Here is a 24,722-nt window from a genome sequence, read left to right on the forward strand (position 1 = left end):
GGCTACGCGATGCGGATAAATTTTGCCCGCAAGTTCTGACTACCCACAGGCCGCGTCGTCCCAGGCGGGAAGGCGCGACTTTTTCTTTCTCGATGCCGTGCACCCGGAAAGCTTGCGCTGGGGCAGGATTATCGGGTATGGCCTTTGGGGAAATTAACACGCTATTTTTAGTCATTCTCTCCTGATATAACGGCCGCCATGATTTCATCTCTCTTCCGAATCAAGATCAACCCCGTTATGGCGGACGCGATCAAACAATGCCGGCCGCACTTCATTAATGCGGCGGTCTTCAGCTTCTTCATCAACATGCTGAGCCTGGCGCCGACGCTGTACATGCTGCAGGTCTATGGCCGCGTGGTGTCGACCGGCAGCATGACCACCCTGATCTACATTACCTTAATGCTGATCGTGTCGCTGATCGCCCTGTCGTTCCTCGACAGCGTGCGTTCGCGCCTGCTGATGCGCTCGGGCATGCGTCTGGACAAGGTGCTGGTCGGCAATGTGCTGAATCACTTGTACGCGCGGATCGGCAATGGCCGTCAGGCGACCAATGCCGGCCTGCTGCGCGAATTCGACACCTTCAAGCAGACCCTGTCAGGCCAGGGCATGGTGGCCCTGTTCGACCTGCCGTGGATCTTCCTCTTCGTCGGCCTGTGCTTCATCCTGCACCCGGTTCTGGGCTGGATGACGGTGGGCGGCGGCGTCGCCCTTGGCATCATCACCTGGCTGAGCGAGCGCGCCTCTTACCGCTACATCACCCAGGCCGCTGAAAACATGCAGAAGGCCTATACCCGCCAGGAAGCCACCACGCAGCGCGCCGATGTCGTGCGCGCGCTGGGCATGCGCCGCGCTCTGGTCAACCAGCAGCTAGAAGAGCGTCATTCGGCTCTGGACGATCAGGTCAAGGCCAATCTGAGCGTCGGCGGTTACACCACCAGCTCGAAATTCCTGCGCCAGCTGTTGCAGTCGATCTCGCTGGGCGTCGGTGCCTATCTGGCCGTGCAACAGGAAATCTCTGCCGGTGCTATCTTCGCCGCCTCGCTTCTGATGGCGCGCGCCCTGATGCCGATGGAACAGGTGATCAGCAACTGGCGCAGCCTGATCCGCGGCTACAATGCCTTCCGCACCATCGACAAGGCCCTGGCCGAAGACGCCACCAAGGCCGTGACCAGCCTGCCGCGTCCCAAGGCCGTGCTGGAGGTCGAGGGCCTCAGCATCGTGCATGCCGAGCAGAAGGCCTATATCCTGCAGAACATCACCTTCCGGGTCGGTCCGGGCGAGATGCTGGGCATTGCCGGGGTTTCCGGCGCCGGCAAGTCGACCCTGGCCCGCGTCCTGGTCGGCTGCGACGGTTACGAGATCGGCGCGATCCGCGTCGACGGCGCCGAGCGCAAGGACTGGGATCCCGAAGTCCTGGCCAAGTATATCGGCTATCTGCCGCAGGACCCAACTCTGTTCCCCGGGACGGTTCGCGACAATATCTGTCGTTTCGAATCCGGCGACTCCGACGAGATCGATGAACTGGTCATTGCCGCGGCCAAACTGGCCGGTGTCCACGACATGGTGCTGCAGCTGTCCAACGGTTACAACACTCTCCTGAACATGAATGGTCAGGGGTTGTCCGGTGGCCAGGCGCAGCGTGTTGCCCTTGCGCGGGCCCTGTATCGCGACCCGCCGATCCTGGTTCTGGACGAACCTAACGCCTATCAGGACCAGGCCGGTGAAATCGCCCTGATCAATGCCATGAACGGGGTCTGCGCCCGCGGTGGTGCCGTCATTGTCATCGCCCACCGTGCCATGGTCCTGGACCGGGTCACGCGTTTGATGATGCTGGCCAATGGCCGTGTCGCCTTCCTCGGCACGCCGGCGCAATACGCCGAAGCCATGAAGAAACAACAAGCCTCCAACGCCACGCCGACCAGCCTGGCGCCGATTACCGGCGGAAAGGCCGCCAACTGACATGCCCGACAGCACACATTTCGACCCGACCGCCCCTTCGCCTGAAGCCAAGACGCCGCCGTCGGGCGGTGGCATCGCTGGTGTCCTGGGGCTGAGCGGCACCGACGGCTCGGATGATCCACGCAAGGACATCCGTTTCGGTCTGCTGGTGGTCTTCATCTTCTTCGTCGTTCTGATGGGATGGGCGACCTTTGCCCGCGTCGATGCCGCGGTCTATGCCAGCGGTCAGATTGCCGTCGTCGGCAACCGCCAGGAAGTCGCGCACAAGGAAGGCGGCATCATCGCCGCCTTGCACGTCAAGGAAGGCGACGTGGTCCGCAAGGGCCAGGAGCTGATCACCATGTCGGGCGACGAAACCGAAGCCAATGCTAATGCTCTCATGGCGCAGTTCATCGACCTGAAGACGCGCGAGGCGCGCCTGCTGGCCGAACAGGGGTTGCGCAATAGCTTCGCCGAACCGGTCGAGTTCGCCGACCTGCCGGAAGCCTTCCGCCCGGTGATCGACGAATCCATGGATTTGCAGCGCAAGACCATGGCGTCCAACCGCACCTTCCTCGCGTCGCAGATGTCTGTGCTGGAGCAGCGCGTCGCTCAGAGCGAGCAGCAGATCATCGGCAACCAGGAGCAGATGACGTCCAACCAGACCCGTCAGGCCCTGACCAAGGATGAACTGAAGGGGGTCGAAGACCTGAACGCCCGCGGCTATGCCCCGACCACCCGGGTTCGCGCTCTGCAGGAGTCGATCGCCGGCATGGAAGGCGAATACGGCGCTCTGAGGGCCCAGGTCGCTGCGGCCCGTGCCCAGATCGGGGAAACCCAGATGCAATCCGTCGGCATCCGCAAGCAATATCTCGACCAGGTCATGGCCGACCTGAACGACACCCAGGGCCGTCTCAAGACCATGGAGCCGCAACTGGTGGCCGCGCGTGCCGCTTATGACCGGCTGCATGTCCGCGCCACGGCGACCGGCAAGGTGATGGGCCTGCAGGTCTTCACCGTCGGCGGCGTGATCCAGCCGGGTCAAAAGCTGCTCGATATTGTGCCCGAATCCACGCCCCTGGTGATCCAGGCCATGGTGCCGGCCCGCAACGGCAACGACATCAAGTCCGGCCAGATCGCTCAGGTGCGGTTCGTCTCGCTGCACGAACACAGTGCGCCGATCCTTGAGGGCAAGGTGCTGGACGTGTCGGGCGACAGCTTCACCGATAAGGAAAGCGGCAATACCTTCTATACGGCGCGGGTGCAGATCTCGCCGGAAACCCTGGCAACCTTGTCGCGCATGGGCACCGAGCAACTGAAGCCGGGGCTGCCGGTGGAAGTGGTGGTCCCGATGCGTGAGCGGACCGTTCTGCAGTACCTGCTGGAACCGCTGAACCAGTCGCTGTGGAAGACGTTCCGAGAGTCGTAAGCTTGATAACATTGAGCCAACAAAAATCCCGGATGGTTCATCCGGGATTTTTTTGTTCGCAAATTTGCTAAACTGGCTCTTCAATGAAGCCGCGATCGCCAGCGGTAGTCAAAAAACCTTTGGCCGTTTTGTACGTCTCCGGCAGAGATGATTTCGTCCAGGGTCCAAAATCGCGCGGTATAGTCATCCCCGGCCACGCCGCTGAATTTCGTTAGCATGACAGTAATAAACGCTTCAACCTCAAGGTCGCCGGAGTGCCGTCCGGAAATATCAGCGATAACGCTAATAGAAGGCATCAAGCCCAGCCGACGCTCCAGCTCTGAAAGTTCGTCGGGTCCGGCCTCTTCAAGAAGATGGGTATAGAAATTGATGTATAAACACTGTTCATTGTTAGACAACGCGACCCAAGGTGGGCCGGCCTGAGTGGGATATCGCGTTTCAAGGAAGGCGCTGACTTCGGCTTCCGTGGTTTCTATCAAATGCACGATCACGCTGCGCATACTATCAGCTCCTGATCCAGAGCGGTGACGCCCGCGTCACCAATAGCTACCGCGGCAGCGGCACCGGGGTATTGCGGTCCTCGGCCGTACGTTCGGCAATACGCACATCGATCCCGGCGTCACTCAGCCATTTGACCGCGTCCGGCGCGATACCGTCATCGGTGATTAGGACGTCGATCTTGGTGAGCGGACACACCGCCAGCGATCCTGACGCATTGATCTTGCTCGAATCCGCCAGCACGATGATTTCGTTGGCCCGTTCCATCAGGCGGCGTTCGGACTGGACCAGCAGTCCATCAGTTTGCAGCAAGCCGTTGCGCGTGATCGCCTGACAGCCGATAAACATCCGCGCCGCCGTAAAGTGCTGCAGAATGCCGTCCTCATAGGGGTTGAGGATGATACTCTGCTCACGGAAGAACTCGCCACCGGGCAGGGTCACCTTGACTTTCGGCCGCGCGATCAGTCCCTGCAGGATGGCGATCGAGGTGGTCAGCACGTGAAACGGCTCGTTCGGCATCATCGACGCCATGGTGTAGGTCGTCGTGCCCCCATCGATGATCATGGATAGGCCAGGTGTCAGGAACTCCAAAGCCGTGCGGGCTATGGCACGCTTGGACGCGGCATGGGTGATGACGGTGTCCAGGAAGCCCGGCTGGCCCTGCAGGCCTTCGCTGCGGCGCTCATCCGACGCCTGCTTGTAGGCCTTGCTCTCCGCGCGCATGGCGCCGCCGCGCACGCGCAGCAGATAACCCAGGCCGTCCAGTTCGTTGAGGTCGCGGCGAATGGTGGCCGGCGACACACCCAGGCGCTCGGTCAATTCATCGACCGAGGTGACGCGATCGGGGCTCAGTTCGTCGATAATCCGCTTCCAGCGATCCTGAAAATGCATGCGTCCCCGTATCCCGTTTGCGCGAATCGGTCCGCGCGGTGATCGATATTGATCGATCTATACGGAGGTTCCAGCCATTTGTCGATAACTACGCGGCCAACTCTGCCGTGACACGGCCGCGCCATAGTTCGCGATAACGACGAATGTCGTCGCGTAATACCGGCGTTACCACCTGGCGGGGGCGGGGCCGCGGTGCAGGCCGATCATAGAAGGCGAGCCGCGCCGCCCCTAGGGTGACGGCATTGCAGTTGTTTTCTACCACCACCAGGCCAGGGCGAAGGGCGGCAATCAGGCCGCACAAAAGGGCGTTACCGGCGGCGGGGCCTTCGATCAGAAGTTGATCATCGGCATGGACCAGGTCCAGACAGGCCGAGGTCATCAGCGCCACATACAACAGGCCGATGGCGGCCTTCTCCTCTGCGGTCTCACCCAGCACGGGAACCCCGCCATTGAGGCCTGGGCAAAGCCCTTGCGTGTCCAGGAACACCGGAAGGCCGGCCGTCCCCTTGCGCATCACCGCGCGCAGAGCGGCTTCATCGACCTCGGAGCCGCCGACGATGTTTTCATAGACCCGGCCCCCCATGAAGCGGGCGCAGGGCACCGGCCGGCCGAAGACATCGACATTGGCCAGGCAATCGCGTTGCGGCACCAGGCCCTTGGGCGAGGCGCCGGGCGCCATGGCGATGTACCAAGTTCCGGTCGACAGCAGGGCCGGTGAGGTTTCGCCATCGACAATGACGCTGGCCAGGGCGGCGTTGGTATCGTGGGCACCGACGCAGACCTTCACCGACGGTGGCAGGCCGGCGGCATCGGCCAGGTCACGGCGCAGGGTGGCCGTCGACTCCCAGGCTCGAAGCATCGGGGGAAACAGATCGGCCCAGCCCTGTTTGACGGCCAGTGATGAGAAACCCTTTCGCTCCGGGCACCACAGATCGGTGTGACAGCCCATAGAAGTGACTTCGTTGCACAGGGCGCCGGTCAGACGCCACGCCCAATACTGCGGGTAGTTGAGGATCCAGCGCACCCGGGCGAACATCACCGGCGCGCGGCGCGAATGCCAGAAGATCTGACAACCCAGGTTCAGGCCCAAGGGCAGGGACGGCGATTGGGTTTCGTCGAAGCCCGGCCGGATAAAGCCATAGGCGCGGACATATTCGGCCGGGACGGCCGATTCATAGTCCTGGATCGGCTGGACCAGTTTGTGATCTTCGTCGAGGAAGGCGCAGGTTGCGCCATGGCTGACGGGAATGATGCGGTCGATGGCAAACAGGATGCCCAACTCGCGCAGTTGTTCGATTAGCCAGTCGTGCAGGGCGTCGACATCGAAGGCGCGATAAAGGGGGGCGTCGAAATGCGGAATGGCGCGGCGGCGCTCGGTCCAGATGCGGCCGTCACTGTCGACGACACTGACCTTGGCGAAGGTCTTGCCAACATCGAAAACGACGCACTTGCCCTGATGCTTTTTTTGGCATGTTTTCCCGTTTCAACCCTGTGCCGAAGTCGCTGCGGGTAGACCCGTCGGCGCTTCGTGCCTTTTCTTTATTTGTATGACTATATCCCAAGGCGCCAGCAAATCAAGCCTTTGTGACACCGGTGACATAAGGCGGCTGCGGGTGTTGCCAAATCATGACGATTCCATTGTGCACGGTTCTTGGTTAAAGCAGATTGCAACAGTCACCAGGAGTTCGGGTGTGAGCTATATCCGCGTGCAGGCATGCAATCTCGGCAACCAGATGTTCCGCTACATGCTGGCCGTGTACCTTGGAAACCGGTTGCCGGGCTTTGAGATCTGCGGCTGCAACATGCCGGAATGGGGTCTTGTGGATGTCATCGACCGGCCGGATTGGCAGGCGCCTTTTCGCCTGCCCTACGGCCATAAGGTCGATATCGACGGCGCCCTGCGTGGGGTTGCGCCCGGCGGTGGCCACGACGGGCTGAACATCGACGCCTTCGCCCAACGGATGGAGTATTTCGGCCACGACCTGGACCGCTTCCGCCGCATTTTCCATTCTGACGAAACGGGCACGCCGGTCGGCGACGACGAGATCGTGGTCAATGTCCGCACCGGCGATATCCTGGCCGGCATCCATCCCGACTACTATCCCCTGCCGCTGGATGTCTATCGCCATATCCTAAATGTGACGGGGTTGCGGCCGGTCTTTGTCGGTCAGGTCGAGGCCGGCAACTGGTACACCGACGCCTTGCGTGCCGCCTTTCCCAGCGGCCGCTTTGTCGGCGGGCAGGGCGCTTTGGCCGATTTCCAGACGGTTCGCCACGCCCGCCACAAGATCATCGCCATCAGCACATTTTCGTGGCTGGCGGCGTGGCTGTCGAAGGACGATGCCGTCATTCACTATCCGGTGGCCGGCTTTCTCAACCCAGTGCAGCGCGGCGATGTCGATCTCCTGCCGATAGATGATCCGCGGTACCGGCTCCACCTTTTTCCCGTGCATCGCTATACCGCGTCGCCGGAAGACCAGGCCGCCATGACCGAGGGTATATGGGACATCGCCTTCGGATTTTGATTGATGTTGACGCGTATTCTCAAATATCCGCAATTGATCTCATAATGTGGCAAAATAAAGCGCCCCATGGTGATCATTTACGATTGATCGTAAGCGTTTGGGATTGTATTTAGAAAGGTACGATTGAAAACATAGTAGTGGTTGGGGTTGGCGCATGGGCGTATCGCAGGTGACACCGATGGAGGTTCTTCCAAGGCGTGGCGCGGTGTGGGACGATGCCCACCATGCGAACCTGACGCCGCCGCAGAGCCTGCTCTATCGGTCTAACTTGCTGGGGCGCGACCCGACCGTCACCAATTTTGGCGGTGGAAACACCTCAGCCAAGATCACCCAGCCCGACCCGCTGACCGGTGAACCGGTCGAAGTCCTGTGGGTCAAGGGCTCGGGCGGCAATCTCGGCTCGATGAATCGGGACGGCTTTGCCACCCTCTATCTCGACAAGGTCCGCGGCCTCGAAAAGCGCTATGGCGGCTTGGCGCACGAAGACGAGATGGTCGACTTGTTTCCGCACTGCGGTTTCGGCCTCAATCCGCGTCCTGCCAGCATCGACACCCCGCTGCACGCCTTCCTGCCTTACGCCCATGTCGACCACCTGCATCCCGATTCCGTCATCGCCATCGCGGCCGCGCAGGATTCCGAGCGCCTGACGCGGCTGGTCTATGGCGACAGTGTCGGCTGGATCGGCTGGCAGCGGCCGGGCTTCGACCTGGGTCTGCGCATCCGCGATGCTGCCGCCGCCCACCCGCACTGGCGCGGCATGGTCATGGCCGGTCACGGCCTGATGTGCTGGGGCGACACATCGGAGGCCTGCTACCGTAATAGCCTCGACCTGATCCGTCGCGCCCAGGATTTCATCGATGCCCGCTCTGCCGGCCGGCCGGGCTTCGGCGGCGCGAAGATCCGCCCCCATGGCCGGGCTGAACGCGACGCTTTGTTTGCCCGCCTGACGCCTGTCCTGCGCGCCAAGCTCAGCGCTGAACGCCTGAAGCTGGCCCATGTCGATGACAGCCCGGCCGTGCTCGACTTCGTCTGTTCCAACGATCTGGAGCGTCTGGCAGCGCTCGGCACCTCCTGCCCAGACCATTTCCTGCGCACCAAGATCCGTCCTCTGGTCCTGGCCGCCGATGCCGACGGGGCTGCCATCGATCAGGCTTTGGACGCCTACCGCGCCGGTTACGGCGCCTACTATGACCGCTGCCGACGTCCCGATAGCCCGCCCGTGCGCGACGCCAACCCGGTGGTCGTGCTGGTGCCGGGCTACGGGATGATGACTTTTGCGGCGGACAAGGCGACGGCGCGTATCGCTGCCGAATACTACACCAACGCCATCCATGTGATGCGTGGCGCCGAAGCCATGGACCGCTACGCCGCCCTGCCCGAACAGGAAGCCTTCAATATCGAATACTGGCTACTCGAAGAGGCCAAGCTCAAGCGTCAGCCGAAACCCGGCCTGCTTGCCGGCCAGGTCGCCTATATTACGGGCGCTGCTGGGGGCATCGGCCGGGCCATTGCCGAGGCCGTCCTGCAACGTGGCGGCCACGTCGTCCTCACCGACATCGACGGTGGCCGGCTGGAAGCGCTGCGCGCCGACCTCAGCGCCGTCCATTCCGCCGACCGGGTGCGCGCCTTCGAAGCTGACGTCACCGACGAAGCGGCGGTGCTGGAATCCTTCACCTATGCGGCGACACAGTTCGGCGGGGTCGACCTGTTCGTCGCCAATGCCGGCATCGCTTCGGCAGCGGCCATCGAGGACACCTCTCTCGAACTGTGGCGGCGCAATTTTGCCGTTTTGAGCGATGGCTATTTCCTGGCCGTGCGCGAAGCCTTCAAAGCGATGAAGCCTCTGGGCGGCTCGATCGTCTTTGTCGGATCGAAAAATGCTCTGGCGCCGTCGGTCAATGCCTCGGCCTATTCCTCGGCCAAGGCGGCGGAACTGCACCTGGCGCGTTGCCTGGCGGTCGAAGGCGCGCCGCACGGCATCCGAGTCAATGTCGTCAATCCGGACGCGGTCATCCGCGGTTCGCAGATCTGGAACGGTGCCTGGCGGGCGGAACGCGCGGCGGCTTATAATCTGGAAGACGCCGAACTGGAGGAGTTCTACCGCAACCGCAGCCTGCTCAAGCGCTCGGTCTTCCCGGAAGACGTGGCGGAAGCGGTCATCTTCCTGGCCTCTCCCGCGGCGTCGAAATCGACGGGCAATATCCTCAATGTCGACGGCGGCAATGCCATGGCCTTTACGCGTTAACCCTTTGCTATGGCCAATGTGACACGTTGCGGGTATGGAAAACCCATGGTAGCGCAACCATAATGTGCAGTTGAATTGACGAAAAGCCGACTTCGCGCGATGGTCTGAAAAAACAGACAAAGTAACGGGAGCGGATTCAGATGGGTTTTTTGGCCGTCGACAGGAAGATCGCGACCATACCGCAGGAAGTCATCGCGCGCGCCAACGCCAAGCTGATGGATGCGCATATGGCCGATTACGACGCCCTGGCGGCGCGTCTCGTTCGCGTCAATATCGATATCGAAGACCTCGTCGAAAAGCTGATGGCCTTTTCCGTCGGCCTGCCGTCTTGGGGTATGGTGTCGGGTGGCACGCGCTATGCCCGTTTCCCGCTGCCGGGTGAGCCAACCAATGTCTTCGAAAAGGTCGAGGACTGCTCGGTGGTCAATCAACTGGCCGGCCTGACGCCGCGGGTCTCCCTGCACTTTCCTTGGGACAAGTGCGACGACTACGAAGCCCTTCGCCAGTACACCCAGACGCTCGGCATCGGCTTCGACGCCATCAATTCCAACACCTTCCAGGACCAGACGGGCCAAAAGCGGTCCTACAAGTTCGGTTCGCTGTCGCATTCGCAGGAAGCGACGCGGCAACAGGCCATCGAACATAACCTGGAATGCCTCGACATCGGCAAGAAGCTGGGCTCGAAGGCTTTGACCGTGTGGATCGGCGATGGCTCCAACTTTCCGGGCCAGGTCGAATTTACCGACACCCTGGAACGCTATCTCGAAAGCCTGCGCACCGTCTACGGCCAACTGCCCGACGACTGGCGGCTGCTGATCGAACACAAGATGTACGAACCGGCCTTCTATTCGACGGTCATCCAGGACTGGGGCACCTCGATCCTGTGCGCCCAGGCCCTGGGTGACAAGGCGCAGTGCCTGGTCGACCTGGGTCATCATGCGCCCAACGTCAATATTGAGATGATCGTTGCGCGCCTGTCGCAGTTCGGCAAGCTGGGCGGCTTCCATTTCAACGATTCCAAATACGGTGACGACGACCTGGATTCGGGCTCGATCAATCCGTTCCAGCTGTTTCTGGTGTTCAACGAACTGGTCTCGGCCGAAAAGCGCGCCGAACGGACCGGTACGCGGTTCACGCCGTCCTACATGATGGATCAGACCCACAATGTCACCGATCCGATTGAGAGTCTGCTCAACTCGGCGCGTGCGATCGCCGGCGCCTATGTCAAGGCGCTGATCGTCGACCGTGACGCAATGCGCGCCTATCAGGAAGACAATGATGTCATCATGGCGCACAACAGCCTGCGGCTGGCGTTCGAAAGCGATGTCCGCGCGGCCCTGGCCATGGCGCGGGTTCGGATGGGCGGGGCTATCGACCCGATCGCCGCCTATCGCGAAAGCGGCTACCGCGCCCACAAGGCCGAAACCCGCAAGGCCCGCACCGAATTGGCCGGCGGGATCGTCTGATACCCTTTACGACTCCCGCCCTTATGTGCCGGCGCGCGCCGGCAGTTCGTGAATCCTGACCGACGGACACACCTGGCGGGCCATATCGCACAGGTGTTTGTGGTGGGTGAGATAGATCACCTGGCCGGAGGTCGCCATCTTCGCGAAAACTCTCAGCGTCTCTTCAGCCCGGACATCATCGAATGTCTCAAGAATGTCATCGGCGATGAAGGGCACAGCCGGGCGCCGGCTGATGAGTTCCTGGTAACCCGCCACGCGCAAGGCGAGATACAACTGAAATCGTGTGCCCTTTGAAAGTTCGGAGGCGCGTTTTGAGCTTCCATCCTCCGCGATCGCAACCAGGATTTCGCCGTCCTTCTCAGCGACCGCGGAAAGCCGGGTATAAGCGTTGTTGCTGACCAGGGCGAACGCCTCGGACGCGCGGACGAGCAGGGCGCTGCGATGACGTTCGCGATACAGGCCGAGCGCCTGCTCGGCGGATGAGATACCCAGCTTAAGCCGGAGCCATTGCAGTGCGCCGTCTTCGATTTGCAACAGCAGCGTCCGCTTCTGCTCTTCAAGTCGGGCCACCGCATCGTCGCCATCGACGGCGTTGACGGCGTCGTCACAACGGCTCTTTTGAGCAAACAAGTCTCTGAGCCGGTTTTCGTCGTTCTCAACGCTCAACGTCATGGATTCGACATTCAGCCGGGCGCCCTCATCGTCAAATGCCTCCAGCCGAGCCTGGGCCTCGCCGACTGTCGCCACCCCCAGACGGCCCAAAACCTCCTCTTCGGCCGCCTCGATCTGGCCTTGCAGATCCCGGCGGTCCGCCAGCGCCATAAGCTTTTCCAGAACCGACGGAAGGCCGGTGACACCGAAGTGCGTCGCCATCGTCGCAAGGCGTGCGTCATAGCCTATCCGTACCTCGGCCAGCCGTGCGCCCTCGGCACGCAGGTCCGCCAGCCGAGCTTCGGCGTTGTCCCGCGCGAGCGCCTGGGTATTGGCATGGGTCAGTGCGGCCATCAGGGTCTGGTCCGTCTCAAAAGCCGGCATGCCGGCTGTGAGACCCGCTTTCGCCGCAAGCGCTGCTACGACGTCCGCATAGGTCTTTTGGTCCTGCTCCATCGCCGCGATGCGGTACTCAAGGTCGACCTGAGTGGCGACGAGGGGTGACAGGGTCTCGAGTTCGACAAAGATCCGTCGCACCACGGCGGGGGGAGGGACCGCCCCTTCGCCGCCAAGCCAGCAAGACGCACAGGCGGCGTTCCAGGCGACCTGCCATGCCGCGAATTTGGTCTGAGTCGTGCTCAGCGCAGCCTTGCGGGCTTGCTGATCGCGTCGAAGCCGGGAGAGTTCTCCTTCGCTTGCCCGCAACACCGTATCGGCTTCGAGACGCTCCCGCGCTCTCTGGATCAGGATGATCAACGCCGGGTCTGCCACGGTTTCGCCGGCCGCTTCAAGTGCGCCGCGAAGGACCGTGGCCAGGGCGGCTTCGTCGGCCTCGGCGCTGGCGATGCGAATAGAGGCTCTACGCAGATCCTCATAGGTGGCAAGGGCGCGCAAACGCAGGTCCAGCCACGTCAATACCTGTTGTGCGCTCCATCCGTCGGGGGGCGTCAGGAAGATGGCGCACAAGGCCCCGGCAACCGCCGCCTCCAGGTCCGCGAGGTCCTCATCCAGCGTCGCGAGGCTTGCTCGACGGTCTTTCAACTGTCTTGCCGCAACCGCCTGTTGGACACTCAATTCATTGATACGCGCGAGATCGGAGGCACGGGACAAACGCGTGTCTCCGATCTCATCATCGTTTCGCATGGCGGCCTCAAACCGGTCTGCCGATTGGGCATTCAACGCGGATTGATGCGCCAGCCACGCCGTTTCACGATCTCGCCGGCTCTTTTGCGCCTCCCCGTCGGTGACCAGGCCACCCACCGTCTCAAGGGCCGAAAGCTGTGCCTGGGCATCACCTTCCTGGTCTTCCAGACGCAGGATTTCGGCCTCTATCTGTTTTCGATGGTTTCGGCGCTCCTGTCCGGTTTCGAGCCAGGTACAGACTATGTCGCGCGCCGGAACCGGCAGGTCGCCAAGGGCTTCGACCTGACCCGTCCAGGGTCTCAGGTCGCGAAGCTGGGCCGCCAGGATGTCTGTCTTTTCGCGGTGGTCTTCGCTGGAGACCTGTTTTCGCGCCGCATGATCCGAGGCCTGGATGGAGTCGATTACGGACAAAAGGCGATGGCGGACTGTATCCGACAGCGGATCGCGTGCCGCATTCGGGCCGCCGCGGTTGTCTTCGGCCTCACGCAGGGCGGCGGCTGCCCGGTCGTGTTCGGCGTTCGCCGCTTCAAGGTGTTCAAACAGCTTGGAATGTTCGGCCAGCAGGTCGTCGAAATGTCCGCGTACCGTGGGCGTGAGGATCAGGTCACCGGGCCTGGCATTGACGGGGCGTTCCAGGCGCTTCAAGGCTTCGGCGATCGCCCCCTTGGTTTCCGTCAGACGTTCTTTGCGCGCCGGCAGATCGTTTACGGCCGACAGATGCTTGGCGCGCAAAAGCTGAAGATCGTCGAGGGCGGCGGCCAGCACCCTGATAGGTTCGTCGACGACGATCGCGGACACTTCGCCGGAGACCTTTACGACATTGGCGGTGTTGAGCGCCTCTGCCGTCTCAAGCCCCGCGGCCTCGACTTCGAGCTGTCGTGCTGCGGCGAGCCAGTCGACAGGCGCATCGGGAATGTCCGGCAAGGCATCAAGCTCACGCTTCAGCCGGAGCACAAGCTGGTATTTCGGATGGGCGCGCAGGGCTTTCTGGAGGCCGTCGAGGCGCGTCTTGTCGTTTGCGAGCTCCCTCAAGGCGCCGGCATAGGTGTCTGCAGCGACTTGACGGGCTTCTATCAATTTGGCGTAGGCCGAGGCCGCGACGTCGAGCGCATCGGCGCGGGATTTCAGTGTGTCGAGTTCTTTCTTGCGTTGCGCCAACTCATGACTATGGCCGCGCGGCTTGAAAAACCGGTCCGTATCGCTGCGAAGCTCAATAAGCTTCTGGCTCAATAGGGACAGCCCGCTGCTGGCCGAAAACAGAAGCTCTCCCAGCGCTCCGCGGCTGGCCAGTATGCTTTCACCGCCCTGTTCGAGGGTCTCGTCATCAAGCGAGAACATGGTCTGAAACGCCGACCGTTCGATGCCGCCCAGATCCGCCAGGATCACGGCGTCGGCAATCGGCAGGCCTTGTGCATCGAGAAGACTTTGCTGGTCCCGCTTGAGGCGGGTAAACTGCGTCGCCTTGCCGTCGACCTCGACGATCCCGCCCAACTGCATCGTGTTGTAGGGGTGCTTGAACCCATACTTGGACCGCTTTTCGATACCATAGAGCAGGTCCAGCATCGCGGCGAAGCTTGTCGATTTGCCGGCTTCGTTAGGCCCGTAGATGATATGCAGGTCGGAGCCATCCGCCGGCTTTTCGCCGAACCGGATAGAAAAGTCGGTGAACTTACCGTACCGGGTGAGATCGAGCTGGTTGAACCTCATCGAGCGGTTCCTGCTACAGGGCTGGATAGGCGGGCGAGGACTTCGTCCGCGCCCTCGTGCAGAAGGGAGGCAAGGCAGGCTTCCCGTTCTGACTCGTCACGGCCCAACAGGTTGCGAAGCTCTGTCGGCAGGGCCCTGATCAGATCGCTGGCGTGTTCATCCATTTGCGATCGAAAGCCTTCACCACGACCGACGTCGTTTAACATCAGCTTGTGGAGTTCGCTCAGCGTATCGCTGCTGTCAGCATCATTGACCGGCGCAAAATCGAGTTGCAGGTCAATTTTCTCAATCCATACAGATCCCGTCATTTCCGCGTGCATGCCGACCTCCTGCTCCAGAAGGTCCATATCGCGGCGTATCGTCCAGGCCAGAGAAGAGGCGCCGGTCAAGTGCAATCTGATAATCAAATGTTCGGTGGCGACTTCGCGGCGCAAGGCCTTCAAGGCGCTAACCGTGGCGCTAACCAGGTCGCGCCAGTCTGCTATGCCGGCGATGTCCACTGTAAGCCGTTCGAACTGAGCTATGCTGACCGCATGTTCTTCGAGCGAAATGCTGCCGTCTTCAGCGATGGTCGCCAGGGAAACGGATTTCAGCCCGGCCTCGTTGATGTCGCGCCCTTGAGGATTGCCAGGCATGACAATGGTTGCCCGGCCGATGTTCACGGAACGCTTGTGAATATGGCCAAGCGCCCAGTAGTGGAAGCCGCTCGCGTCAAGATCGGCCACCGTGCACGGCGCATAGGGATCATGACCCGGCGCACCATTCAGGCTGGTGTGCATCAGACCAATATTGACGGCCTTGGCTACCGGCGGCTTGTATTTCGGCAGGAGGCCCTCAGGCGCCTTTGGATTGGCAAAGCTCAGTCCATGGATCACGATGTCCGGCAAAACGCCTCCGCGATCGAGCGCGACAGCCTCGGCGCGTCCGCCGAAGGTCGTGACGGTGTCAGGAAACGACAATTCCCTTGTGATACGGGAGAGTGCGTCGTGATTGCCGCGGAGGATGAAGGTCCGGATACCCGCAGCGTCCAGCCTGTGAAGTTGTTCCGCGAAGAAGCGCGCCGTTTTCATTGAGGTCTGGTCGCCGTCATAGAGGTCGCCGGCAATCAGGAGGGCGTCGACTGACTCTCGCAGACACAGATCGATGATCCTCACGAACGCCTGGCGCGTGGCATTGGCGACAATGTCCGCCAGGGACGGATTTCGCAAGGCGAGAGATTTCAACGGAGAATCGAGATGGATGTCCGCCGTATGCACAAAACGAAAGCTCATATGTCCGGGTTCCCCTGGCCGAGCCTGCCGCATGACAGCCTTCAGGGCCTGCGGCGGCCATCCCACGGCGAGGGCTTGGCGGCGCCGCTCATGTTCTACAGTGCGTCGCCTCGCTTGCAAAGTGGCCCCTCATCGCGAGATGGGCGCGGTCAGCTTGTTTGTTCTCCCGAGCCAGGCGACGTCGCCTCAGGACATTTATGCAACGCCTTCATTTTGCAAAATTGCTTTCGTTAAGTTTCGATTTGACTGTTTTGCGAAAGTGATGTTACGCTTTTGAAACGGTATGGTTGGAAATCGAAACGTTTCGCCACGGTTCCTTTTCAATAAGGCAAAAAATCCAGCCGTTTGAACACCTTGTGGAAAAGGATCGCACATGTCCCGTCGTCAAACCTTCCGCCGTGCCGCGCTTGCCAGCGCCGGAATCGCCGCCCTGCTGACCGCGGGCCCCTGTTTTGCCCAGGCGCAAACCTCAACCGAAACTGCTCCGGCCACTGACCAGAGCGACGACGTCATCGTGGTCGGCGTCCGAGGAAGTGTCGCCCGCGCCGTCAAGCTGAAGCGCGACGCCACCACGGTGACGGATTCTATCAGCGCCCTGGAACTGGGCATGTTCCCCGACGATAACGTCGCCGACTCGCTCAGCCACATCACCGGTGTGTCGATCTCGCGCACCGCCGGCGGCGAAGGCCAGAAGGTCAGCGTCCGCGGTCTGGGGCCGGAATACACCCTCTCGACCTTCAACGGCCGTATCCTGGCGACCGACGGCGCCGGCCGCGACTTCGCCTATGACGTCCTGCCGTCCGACGTGATCAGCGGCGCCGACGTCATCAAGGGCGCCGAGGCCGCAAACACCGAAGGCGCCATCGGCGGCCTGATCAACCTGCGTTCGGCCAGCCCCTTCGACAAGCGCGGCCAGCACGGCATCGTCCGTCTGGAAGGCGACCGCAACGGGATGTCGGAACTGGACGGCAAGAAGCTGTCGGGCGTCTACAGCACCACCTTCAACAACGACACCATGGGCGTGCTGTTCGGCGTCGTGCTCGAAGAACGCGAAGACCGCACCGATGTCGCCGGCAATGACGGCGGCTGGACGCGCAACGCCGACCCGACCGATGAAACCTGGATGTGGGGCAATGCCTGGGGCGGCTCGATCGATCCCAACGACAACGGCGTGCTGGACGAAGACGAATACGGCCTGATCGGTCCGGGCCAGTTCCGCGTCGGCTCGATCCTGGAGCAAAAGAAGCGCACCGCTTTTACCGGAAAGTTCGAATGGCGTCCGGCCGATAATTTCCGCCTGACCATCGATGGCCTGACCACCAAGCTTGACTCGCCCCAGGTCGGCTACCAGCAGTCCTTCTACCCGCTGTACGCGCCCGGCCGCTGGTCCAACATGGTCATCAAGGACGGTATCGTCACCAGCTTCGACATGGACAATCCCGATCCGGAGATGCGCCTCAATCCGGAACTGCTGAACCAGACGTCATACCGCGTGGTCGAAACCGATCTGTTCGGCGTCAACGCCAAATGGAACCTGTCGGACAGCCTGACCCTGACGGGCGACCTCTACCGCTCGACCTCAAGGCGCCATTCCGGCGGCCAGGACAGCTATGTCGTCCTGCGCATGAACCAGCCGAACTCGGCCCATATCAGCCTGACCGGCGACCGCGTCCCCAATGTCACCGTCAATTTCGCCGATGGCCGAAGCTTAAGCGCCGGCCTGGCCAGTGGCGCCTTCACGGAAGAGGATTTCAACACCCATTACTTCTCGCTGGCCGGTGACAATATCGAAGACGAGATCAACGGTGCTACCGTCGCCGGCACCTGGTACGCCGGTAAGGGGTGGCTGGATAATGTACAGTTCGGGGCCAGTCTGACCGACCGCAAGAAAACGCGTGACCTGGTCAATAACGGCCTGACCGGCGGTGCCGACTACTATTCCGGCGACAATGCCATCAATGTCGGTGAACTGGGCAATGTCATCTCGCACAGCTTCACCCTGCCCAACTTCATGAGCGAGGTCCATTCCGACTTCCCGCGCACCTTCCTGGCCTTCGACATCCAGGCCTACCAGGACGCCCTGGCGGATTATGATGGCAACCTGCGTCCCGATGGCGACCCGTATGAGTATGCCGCCGCCGCCCCGGTGTGGAACCCGCTGCAAAGCTACCGCGTCACGGAAAAGACCTGGTCGGGCTATGTCCAGGCCAACCTGGTGGCCGACCGCTGGACCGGCAATGTCGGGGTCCGGGTCGTGCAAACCAAGACCCATGCCCAGGCCTGGACCGCTGAGATCCTCGAGATCATCGAAAACGGCGCCTTCAACTACACCGCTGTCTATGATGATCCGTCGGTGATTGAGCAGGACAACGACTACACCTACATCCTGCCGTCTGCCAACCTGAACTACCGCATCACGGAACAGTTACGCCTGCGCCTGGGCGCCGCCCGGACCATGGCACGGCCGTCGGTCGAGATGCTGGCCCCGACCAGCACGACCGAGAGCGTGTCGTGGGGTGAGTTCACCCAGGTGTTCGGCGGCAATGCCGAGCTGAAGCCCTATTCGGCTGACCAGTTCGACGTCTCGCTGGAATGGTATTTCGGCCGCAACTCGATCTTCAACATCGCCGGCTTCTACAAGAAGATCACCGACCAGATCACCAGCAGCTGGGAAACCGGCGTCGACATCGGCGTGCCGGGCTACCTGTTCAATGTCAGCCGCCCAATCAACGGCGACTACGCCAAGGTCAACGGCCTGGAAATCGGCCTGCAGCATTTTCTGGAGAACGGTTTCGGCCTGCGGGCGCAATATACCCGCAACTGGTCCAAGAGCTGGGTCGGTGACCAGGAACGTCCGCTGGAAGGCATTGCGCCGTCGGTCTATTCGCTAGGCGTCTTCTATGAGAAAGGTCCGGTGTCGCTGAGCCTGTCGGCCGACCATACGGACGGTTTCGTGACGGCGACCAATGTGCTGGGCGGTGGTTTCAACGAAGAGGCCGATCCAATCACCTGGGTGACGGGGCATGCGTCGTACAAGATTACCGACCGGTTCGACATCACGATCGAAGGCCAGAACCTGCTGGACGAGGCCCAGACCTATAGCATCAACGGCAACCCGCTGCTGCCGCAGGGCTATTACCGCTACGGCCGTTCGTTTAAGATCGGTGCCAGCTACCGGTTCTGATCTTAATCTGATACCTCCCCGCACGCTCGCGGGGAGGGGGACCACCCGAAGCCGGAGCAAAGCGTCGGCGAAAGGTGGTGGTGGGGCGACTTCCTTTCCTTTATCACCGAAAACCCAATGCAATTCACATCTCTAAAGCGCCTGCGCGTCGTTCCGATCCTGTTCGCCGCGACTCTGTTCGGCTGCGGCAGTGGCTTGAACTCTGCCCAATCGGCGCCACCCACGGCGCCCACGACCCTCTCCATCACCTTCACCGCCACCAATACTGACTTCGCCAATCCGGAACGCGGCTTCTACAAGGCCGCGCCGACCGACCTGGACAAACTCACCCCCGCCTATATCGATGACGCCTATAGCAAGGGCTACCGCCTTATCTATGCCCGCATCAATCTGGAAGCCTACCGCGACACCGACCTCCCGGCGGATTACCTCAACCGCCTGGACACCGCCTTCGCCACGGCGCGCGCCGGCGGGGTCAAGCTCATCGTCCGCGCCACCTACAACTATCCGCGCGGCGAAACCGAGTACCGCGACGCCAAGGATGCCTCCCTCTCGCGCATACTGAGCCACCTGAGCCAGCTCAAACCGGTGTTCCAGAGCAATGTTGACGTCATTGCCTTCGTCCAGGCCGGCTTTATCGGCGCCTGGGGCGAATGGCATACCTCGTCGAACGACCTGACCTCGCCGGCCAATCGCACGGCGATCAAGGACGCCCTGCTGGACGCTGTGCCCTCGACACGCTTCATCCAGTTCCGCTATCCGCCCTATGTCCATGACTGGTACCCGACCCTTTCGGGTTTGGACGCGGCCTTCATGGGCGCGTTCCGCGTCGGCTTTCATAACGACTGCTTCCTGGCCAGCCAGACTGATGTCGGCACCTATGACGAAGACGCAGGCACTCGCGCGGTCCAACAGGCGTATAATGACGCGCAGGGCGACCTGGCGCCGTTCGGTGGTGAAACCTGCAATCCGGCAGACGAAGCCTCGCCGACACCGCGCACGGCCTGCAGCGACATCCTGAGCGAAGGTGCGCGCTTCAACCTGACCTATCTGAACGATGGCTATTACCGCCGCCTGTTCCACGACAACTGGACGAAGAATGGCTGCATGGCCGAAGTCCGCCGCAACATGGGTTACCGCTTCGGCCTGGTAGGCGCGAGCCATGCCGCCACCGCCAACCGTGACGCCGTGTTCGCCGTCGATATCACCGTCCGCAATTCGGGCTGGGCGCGCCTGTATAATCCGCGTCCGGTCGAGATCCTACTGCGCAGCGGCAGCACCGTTCGCCGGATCGAAACCACGGGCGGAGATCCGCGCCGCTGGTTGCCGGGCGCCGAAACCGCTCAGACCCTTAGTCTGACCATTCCCTCGGATCTGCCGGTGGGCAGCTATGACGTCCTGCTGGCCCTGCCCGATGCCGACAGCCGCATCAAGTCGGATATGCGCTATGCGGTCCGACTGGCGAATGCGGACAGCCTTGCCAAAAACCAGGCCTGGGAGAGTAGCCTGGGCGCCTTCGTCCTCGGTACATATGTGGAAGTTCGCTAATACTTATCTCAAATCGTTCTTTTTCTCCCTCTCCCCACTTGAGGCAGGGCAATTGCATATGGGTGAACAAATTCAGAACAACGGGGCTTTTGTTCCCCTATTGATTCAGGTTTGTTCACTGTTTGAATCTCATATGCAATCGCCCTGCCACTTGAGGGGAGAGGACGAGAGCCGAACGAAGTGAAGGCGATCGGGGGAGGGGTTGACGAGCATCGGCCTCGACAGCTTCTAGCGGAACAAACCCCTCACCCCAACCCTCTCCCCTCAAGTGGAGAGAGGGAGATTCCGTATGACTGACTTCTTCAGAAGCTATCCTCCGACAAAGTTGTCGGCTATCACTTACCTTCGTCTATGGAGGTCGTCCCTGATGCTGGATCGTCGCCATGTCCTGATCGCCGCCGCCGCTGCGGTCGCGCTTCCGGCTCGCGCGGCCGAAGGCGATCTGATCTATGCCAATCCGCTCAGCAAACCGTCCGATATCGCCGGCTGGAAAATGGAGGGCGAGGCATCAGTCGATTTCGACACCGGCAGGATGCGCCTGAAGAACAGGCTCTCACCCGACCAGGGTCAGGCGTCCAACTTCGTCTTGTGGAATCCTGCGGTGTTCGAAGGCGACGTCGCCATCTCCTGGAACTTCCGTCCTCTGGCCGAGCCCGGTCTCGCCATCCTGTTTTTTGCGGCCGGTGGCATCAACGGCCAGCATATCCTCGATTCCTCGCTGAAACCCCGCGCCGGCGTCTACGACCAATATACTCAATCCGATCTCGCGGCCTTGCAGATCGCTTATTTCCGCCGTCGCTGGCCGGAAGAACGCGCCTTCCACCTCAGCAACCTACGCCGGGCGCCGGGTTTCGAACTGCTGGCCCAGGGCGCCGATCCGTTACCCGATGTTGAGGACATGACGGTCGAAGCCTACCGGATGAAACTGCTCAAGACCCAAGCGGGCGTGGTGTTCAGCATTAATGATCTGTCGGTCCTCACCTGGCGGGACGACGGCACAAAGCCCACGCCGCACAAGGGCAGCGTGGGCTTTCGGCAGATGGCGCCGCTGGAAGCGGTCTATAGCGATCTCGAAGTTCGCCGTATTACCCAGACATTTATTGAGCCGGAGTAACCGGTTCAACCGGAGTCGGGGCCGGTTCGGTTGCCGGGGCTGTCTGGGCCGGCGGGTTGGCGGGAAGGACCTGGGTGGGGACCTGTTCGATGATGGTCCGGTCGGTCGTGGACGTATTGGTCTCGGACGAGGTGACCGGGTTGTTCGAGAAATAGACAGCGCCGATGATCAGCGCAGCCAGAACGACGAGGGCGAGCACGATGATGGCCGTGCTGTTGCCGTTTTCGGTCGAGTTGTTGTAGCCAGTGTTAGCCATGATGCGTATTCCTTTGCGCGGTTGCGACCACGCAAGGGTAGGGAATCCCTTGCAAAATCGCGCTACCCGAATGGGCGCCGTGACGTAAGGCGATGATCAAGCGGAATCATTACCGCGGCTCCGCACCAGACAACGCGGTTTGACAAATCGCCCGCGCGCGATAGTTTCAAGGTCAGGGTTGTTCCGGGGAGTTTCATGTCACATCACGAAAGCAATGCACGCGGTCACGACGGCCGCATGGTCGACCGCATGCTGTTTTTTTCGGACGCGGTCTTTGCCATCGTCCTGACCATCATGGTGCTGGAGTTGCATGCGCCGGTGGTCGAGCATTTTGCCAATGAGCGTGCCGGCAGTGCGGAACTATGGGACGGAGTTGCGCATCTGGGACGTCTCCTTTTTGCCTACGGCGTCAGCTTTGCGCTAGTCGGCATGTGGTGGTCGATCCACATGCGTGTGACGCGTCTGCTCACAGCGTTCGACTGGCCGACAGCGACAATGAACCTGGTGTTTCTGTTCACTGTGTCGATGGCACCGTTCGCGTCGTCTGTGCTGGGTGAGAACCTCCGCCTGGGTGCGGCGTGGCAGATCTATTGGGGCGTGAACGCGGCGACCTCGGTGGCGCTGACCGTGATGATGTTGGTTGTGTCGCGTGGCGGTGGAAAGCTGCTGGTCGGGGGCATGGCCGGACGAGAGCGGTTTGCGCGCCTGCTTCAAGCGATAGGACCGGGGGTCGGTTTTTCCGTCGGCGTGTATCTGGCAGGGATCGGCGAAGTGCAGTTGTCGCAATGGTGCTGGATTTTTATCCTGCCGGTCATGTTCCTTGCGCGGTTGGTTTGGAACCCGAAGAAAAGCGTTGTCGAGTAACTGGGTGTGGGGCCTGAGGCCCCGCATCTTCTTACCAATAAAAAAAGCCCCGCCCCGAAGAGGGGCGAAGGCTTCTTTTATTGGTAAGGAAAAGGCGAGGGGTCGCGGACCCCTCAACCCCGTAACGCGACAGCGCTATTCCTGCGTCACTTCGCCGGCGCCTGAGATATCCGTGCTCAGGCTGGTCGGCTTGGTCTTCAGCGTCACGTCGCCCATTCCCGACACATCCACAGATACCTTGCCCGTCGCCGAGATATCGGCATCACCCGCGCCGCTGATGCTGACATCGGCATCGACCGCCTTCAGCGCTTCCAGATTGGCGTCGCCATTGCCCGAGATATCGAGTTCCAGGGCCTCGGTCTTGCCGAACACCTCGGCCTCGCCAGCACCGGAAATACGCAGGTCCAGCTCGGGTTGGTCATAGCCATGGATGGTCAGATCGCCCATCCCGGCCACTTCGAATTGTTTCACCGACGGCGCGGTGATCGTCACACGGATGGTGTCATCGCCACCGTCGACGTCCAGGCCATGCTCATTCAGCTTCAGGCTGATTGTCTTGACCACACCCGGGCCATCCTTCAGTGACAGCCGGCCGTTGTCCAGCACCAGGCGATCGACCAGCGACTTGGGCCCCGTGGCCGAGACCGACACGGTCGGTCCCTGGGTGTAGACCACCTCGACCGGCGCCGAAATGGTCAGGACCTCACCGCCGGCCCAGGCCAGGGTCTTCGTCTCGACCGGCTCCGGCTTGACGTCCTGGTCCTTGCGGAAGCCAATATGGTTGTCGTTCTCCATGAACGAGATGCTGTAGCCGTTGCTGATGTCGTGGCCGGCAATGCTGGCGGCGGCGGTCAGACAGACCAGGGCGATGGCGGTGCCGAAACCCGTGACGAGTAGAAGCGTGCGGATCATGATAGATTCCTCCCAATCCGAATTCAGTTGTCGAGCGCGGGCTTGAGCACGCGATAATGCAGGCGGCCGTACCAGATCAGGCCGTTAACCAGCCACACACTCAGCACGGCGGTGAAAGCGCCCAGAGCCGCGGCGCCGGCCATGACGCCGACTCCACCCAGCATGGCGGCGGCCACGCCGCCCGGCAGTGGCGTAAAGGGTCCGGCAGCGAACAGGACGCCACCGGCGATGAAGATACCGATCGCGGCGGTAAACACCCCGATCAAAGTCCCCACGACGCCACCCAAAATCGGCAGCAAGACCAGGATATCAAGCGCGCCGAGGCCGATAATCCCCAGTACGGCGCCCGCCGCGGCGGACGGCGTTTTCGCCGATTCCCAGTTTTTCATACCGGCTTCGGCTTTCAGTTCGCGGGCCAGGCGGCCCGGATCGCCCAGGGCAGCCGCCACATCAGCCTCGCTGCGGCCAGCCGCCGCGGCTTCGGCGAAGTGCGCCTCATAGTCGGCGGCGATGTCAGCGATGGCCTCGGCCTTCAGACCCGACAGGCCGGCCTTCAGCCGTTCGATGAATTGATCTTTCGTCATTCTCAGGCCTCCTGGGTGACGGTAGGGGTGGGGTCCAGCAGGGCGTCGACAGCATCGGTAAAGCCGCGCCATTCGGAGCTCTGGTCCTGCAACGCGCGGTGCCCGGCGCTGGTCAGGCGGTAGTACTTGCGCGATGGACCCGCTGAGCTTTCGACCAGGTAGGTATCGACCAGGCCGTCCGACTGCATGCGCCGCATCAGCGGGTAGATCGTACCTTCGCCCATGCCGATGGCATCGGACAGACGTGAGGCGATCTCATAAGCGTAGCTTTCGCCACGTGCCAGCACCGCCAGCACGCACAGACCCAGCACGCCTTTCTTCATTTGAATGTCTATGGTTTCAGGCATTGGCCCTCCATCCGCTACAGCCAGGAACATCCCGGCGTTGAACTGTGTATAAAACAAGCTACCTTCCAACGCAAGGTACTAGTACATTAAATGATAGTAAGCTTTGACAGGTAGCTTGCACCGCAAGGAACGCTGGCCTTTGTCCGTGA

Annotated in this window: 18 protein-coding genes and 1 pseudogene; 9 read left to right on the forward strand and 10 right to left on the reverse strand. The window is 61.5% G+C overall.

The genetic code is table 11. The features are described 5' to 3' along the window. The first annotated feature begins 198 nt into the window (after nucleotides 1-198). Nucleotides 199-1,959, forward strand: coding sequence for a type I secretion system permease/ATPase (locus ABI_RS05550; protein WP_006271877.1), 1,761 nt, complete (start codon nucleotides 199-201; stop codon nucleotides 1,957-1,959). A 1-nt stretch (nucleotide 1,960) separates the two neighbouring features. After that, nucleotides 1,961-3,367, forward strand: coding sequence for an HlyD family type I secretion periplasmic adaptor subunit (locus ABI_RS05555; RefSeq protein ID WP_006271878.1), 1,407 nt, complete (start codon nucleotides 1,961-1,963; stop codon nucleotides 3,365-3,367). A gap of 80 nt (nucleotides 3,368-3,447) precedes the next feature. On the opposite strand, the gene ABI_RS05560 is transcribed toward ABI_RS05555, so the two are convergent. From ABI_RS05560 to ABI_RS26595, 4 genes and pseudogenes are all read right to left on the reverse strand, one after another. Continuing rightward, on the reverse strand, nucleotides 3,448-3,867 hold the full coding sequence (locus ABI_RS05560; protein ID WP_006271879.1) for a hypothetical protein: 420 nt from the start codon (nucleotides 3,865-3,867) through the stop codon (nucleotides 3,448-3,450). Between the two features lie 46 nt (nucleotides 3,868-3,913). Continuing rightward, nucleotides 3,914-4,756 carry a DeoR/GlpR family DNA-binding transcription regulator gene (locus ABI_RS05565; protein ID WP_006271880.1) on the reverse strand — a complete coding sequence of 281 codons (843 nt, stop codon included), beginning with the start codon at nucleotides 4,754-4,756 and terminating at the stop codon, nucleotides 3,914-3,916. Nucleotides 4,757-4,844: 88 nt separating this feature from the next. Further along, entirely contained in the window at nucleotides 4,845-5,504 is a 660-nt protein-coding gene (locus tag ABI_RS26590) for a hypothetical protein (protein ID WP_374188340.1), read from the reverse strand. A gap of 9 nt (nucleotides 5,505-5,513) precedes the next feature. Beyond that, a pseudogene (locus tag ABI_RS26595) lies at nucleotides 5,514-6,188 on the reverse strand (FGGY family carbohydrate kinase); the annotation flags it as partial. 259 nt (nucleotides 6,189-6,447) lie between these two features. On the opposite strand from ABI_RS26595, the gene ABI_RS05575 reads away from it, so the two are divergent. The 3 genes from ABI_RS05575 (at nucleotide 6,448) to rhaI (ending at nucleotide 10,992) form a co-directional block, all read left to right on the forward strand. After that, the gene (locus tag ABI_RS05575) at nucleotides 6,448-7,281 is read left to right on the forward strand and encodes an O-fucosyltransferase family protein (RefSeq protein ID WP_006271883.1); all 834 of its coding nucleotides are present in this window, start codon (nucleotides 6,448-6,450) and stop codon (nucleotides 7,279-7,281) included. 154 nt (nucleotides 7,282-7,435) lie between these two features. Continuing rightward, nucleotides 7,436-9,526 carry a bifunctional rhamnulose-1-phosphate aldolase/short-chain dehydrogenase gene (locus ABI_RS05580; RefSeq protein WP_211211116.1) on the forward strand — a complete coding sequence of 697 codons (2,091 nt, stop codon included), beginning with the start codon at nucleotides 7,436-7,438 and terminating at the stop codon, nucleotides 9,524-9,526. 140 nt (nucleotides 9,527-9,666) lie between these two features. After that, complete coding sequence (gene rhaI / locus ABI_RS05585) at nucleotides 9,667-10,992, forward strand: L-rhamnose catabolism isomerase (protein WP_006271886.1); 1,326 nt, start codon at nucleotides 9,667-9,669, stop codon at nucleotides 10,990-10,992. 21 nt (nucleotides 10,993-11,013) lie between these two features. Here the strand turns inward: rhaI and ABI_RS05590 are convergent, their stop codons facing one another. Beyond that, the gene (locus ABI_RS05590) at nucleotides 11,014-14,493 is read right to left on the reverse strand and encodes an AAA family ATPase (protein WP_006271887.1); all 3,480 of its coding nucleotides are present in this window, start codon (nucleotides 14,491-14,493) and stop codon (nucleotides 11,014-11,016) included. Then, nucleotides 14,490-15,764, reverse strand: a complete 1,275-nt coding sequence (locus tag ABI_RS05595; protein WP_006271888.1) for a metallophosphoesterase family protein — start codon at nucleotides 15,762-15,764, stop codon at nucleotides 14,490-14,492. Before ABI_RS05595 ends, ABI_RS05590 begins: the two co-directional genes overlap by 4 nt. 373 nt (nucleotides 15,765-16,137) lie before the next feature. Here ABI_RS05595 and ABI_RS05600 point away from each other — a divergent pair, with 373 nt between their 5' ends. From ABI_RS05600 to ABI_RS05610, 3 genes are all read left to right on the forward strand, one after another. Next, nucleotides 16,138-18,948, forward strand: coding sequence for a TonB-dependent receptor (locus ABI_RS05600; RefSeq protein WP_006271889.1), 2,811 nt, complete (start codon nucleotides 16,138-16,140; stop codon nucleotides 18,946-18,948). Nucleotides 18,949-19,065: 117 nt separating this feature from the next. Continuing rightward, a complete protein-coding gene (locus ABI_RS05605) occupies nucleotides 19,066-20,496 on the forward strand; it encodes a DUF4832 domain-containing protein (RefSeq protein ID WP_006271890.1) in 1,431 nt (476 codons plus the stop codon). Nucleotides 20,497-20,863: 367 nt separating this feature from the next. Continuing rightward, entirely contained in the window at nucleotides 20,864-21,610 is a 747-nt protein-coding gene (locus ABI_RS05610; protein ID WP_006271891.1) for a DUF1961 family protein, read from the forward strand. Here the strand turns inward: ABI_RS05610 and ABI_RS05615 are convergent. Beyond that, entirely contained in the window at nucleotides 21,594-21,866 is a 273-nt protein-coding gene (locus ABI_RS05615; RefSeq protein ID WP_006271892.1) for a hypothetical protein, read from the reverse strand. The genes ABI_RS05610 and ABI_RS05615 overlap by 17 nt on opposite strands. Before the next feature lie 195 nt (nucleotides 21,867-22,061). On the opposite strand from ABI_RS05615, the gene ABI_RS05620 reads away from it, so the two are divergent. Continuing rightward, nucleotides 22,062-22,730, forward strand: coding sequence for a TMEM175 family protein (locus ABI_RS05620; protein WP_006271893.1), 669 nt, complete (start codon nucleotides 22,062-22,064; stop codon nucleotides 22,728-22,730). 135 nt (nucleotides 22,731-22,865) lie between these two features. Here ABI_RS05620 and ABI_RS05625 read toward each other — a convergent pair whose 3' ends face one another. Genes ABI_RS05625 through ABI_RS05635 form a run of 3 tightly spaced genes read right to left on the reverse strand, consistent with a single transcriptional unit; the run spans nucleotide 22,866 to nucleotide 24,573 of the window. Continuing rightward, nucleotides 22,866-23,642 carry a GIN domain-containing protein gene (locus tag ABI_RS05625; RefSeq protein WP_006271894.1) on the reverse strand — a complete coding sequence of 259 codons (777 nt, stop codon included), beginning with the start codon at nucleotides 23,640-23,642 and terminating at the stop codon, nucleotides 22,866-22,868. Between the two features lie 23 nt (nucleotides 23,643-23,665). Continuing rightward, complete coding sequence (locus ABI_RS05630; protein WP_006271895.1) at nucleotides 23,666-24,226, reverse strand: DUF1700 domain-containing protein; 561 nt, start codon at nucleotides 24,224-24,226, stop codon at nucleotides 23,666-23,668. A gap of 2 nt (nucleotides 24,227-24,228) precedes the next feature. Next, a complete protein-coding gene (locus ABI_RS05635) occupies nucleotides 24,229-24,573 on the reverse strand; it encodes a PadR family transcriptional regulator (protein WP_006271896.1) in 345 nt (114 codons plus the stop codon). Nucleotides 24,574-24,722 lie beyond the last annotated feature (149 nt).

Source organism: Asticcacaulis biprosthecium C19 (assembly GCF_000204015.1).
Classification (GTDB): domain Bacteria; phylum Pseudomonadota; class Alphaproteobacteria; order Caulobacterales; family Caulobacteraceae; genus Asticcacaulis; species Asticcacaulis biprosthecius.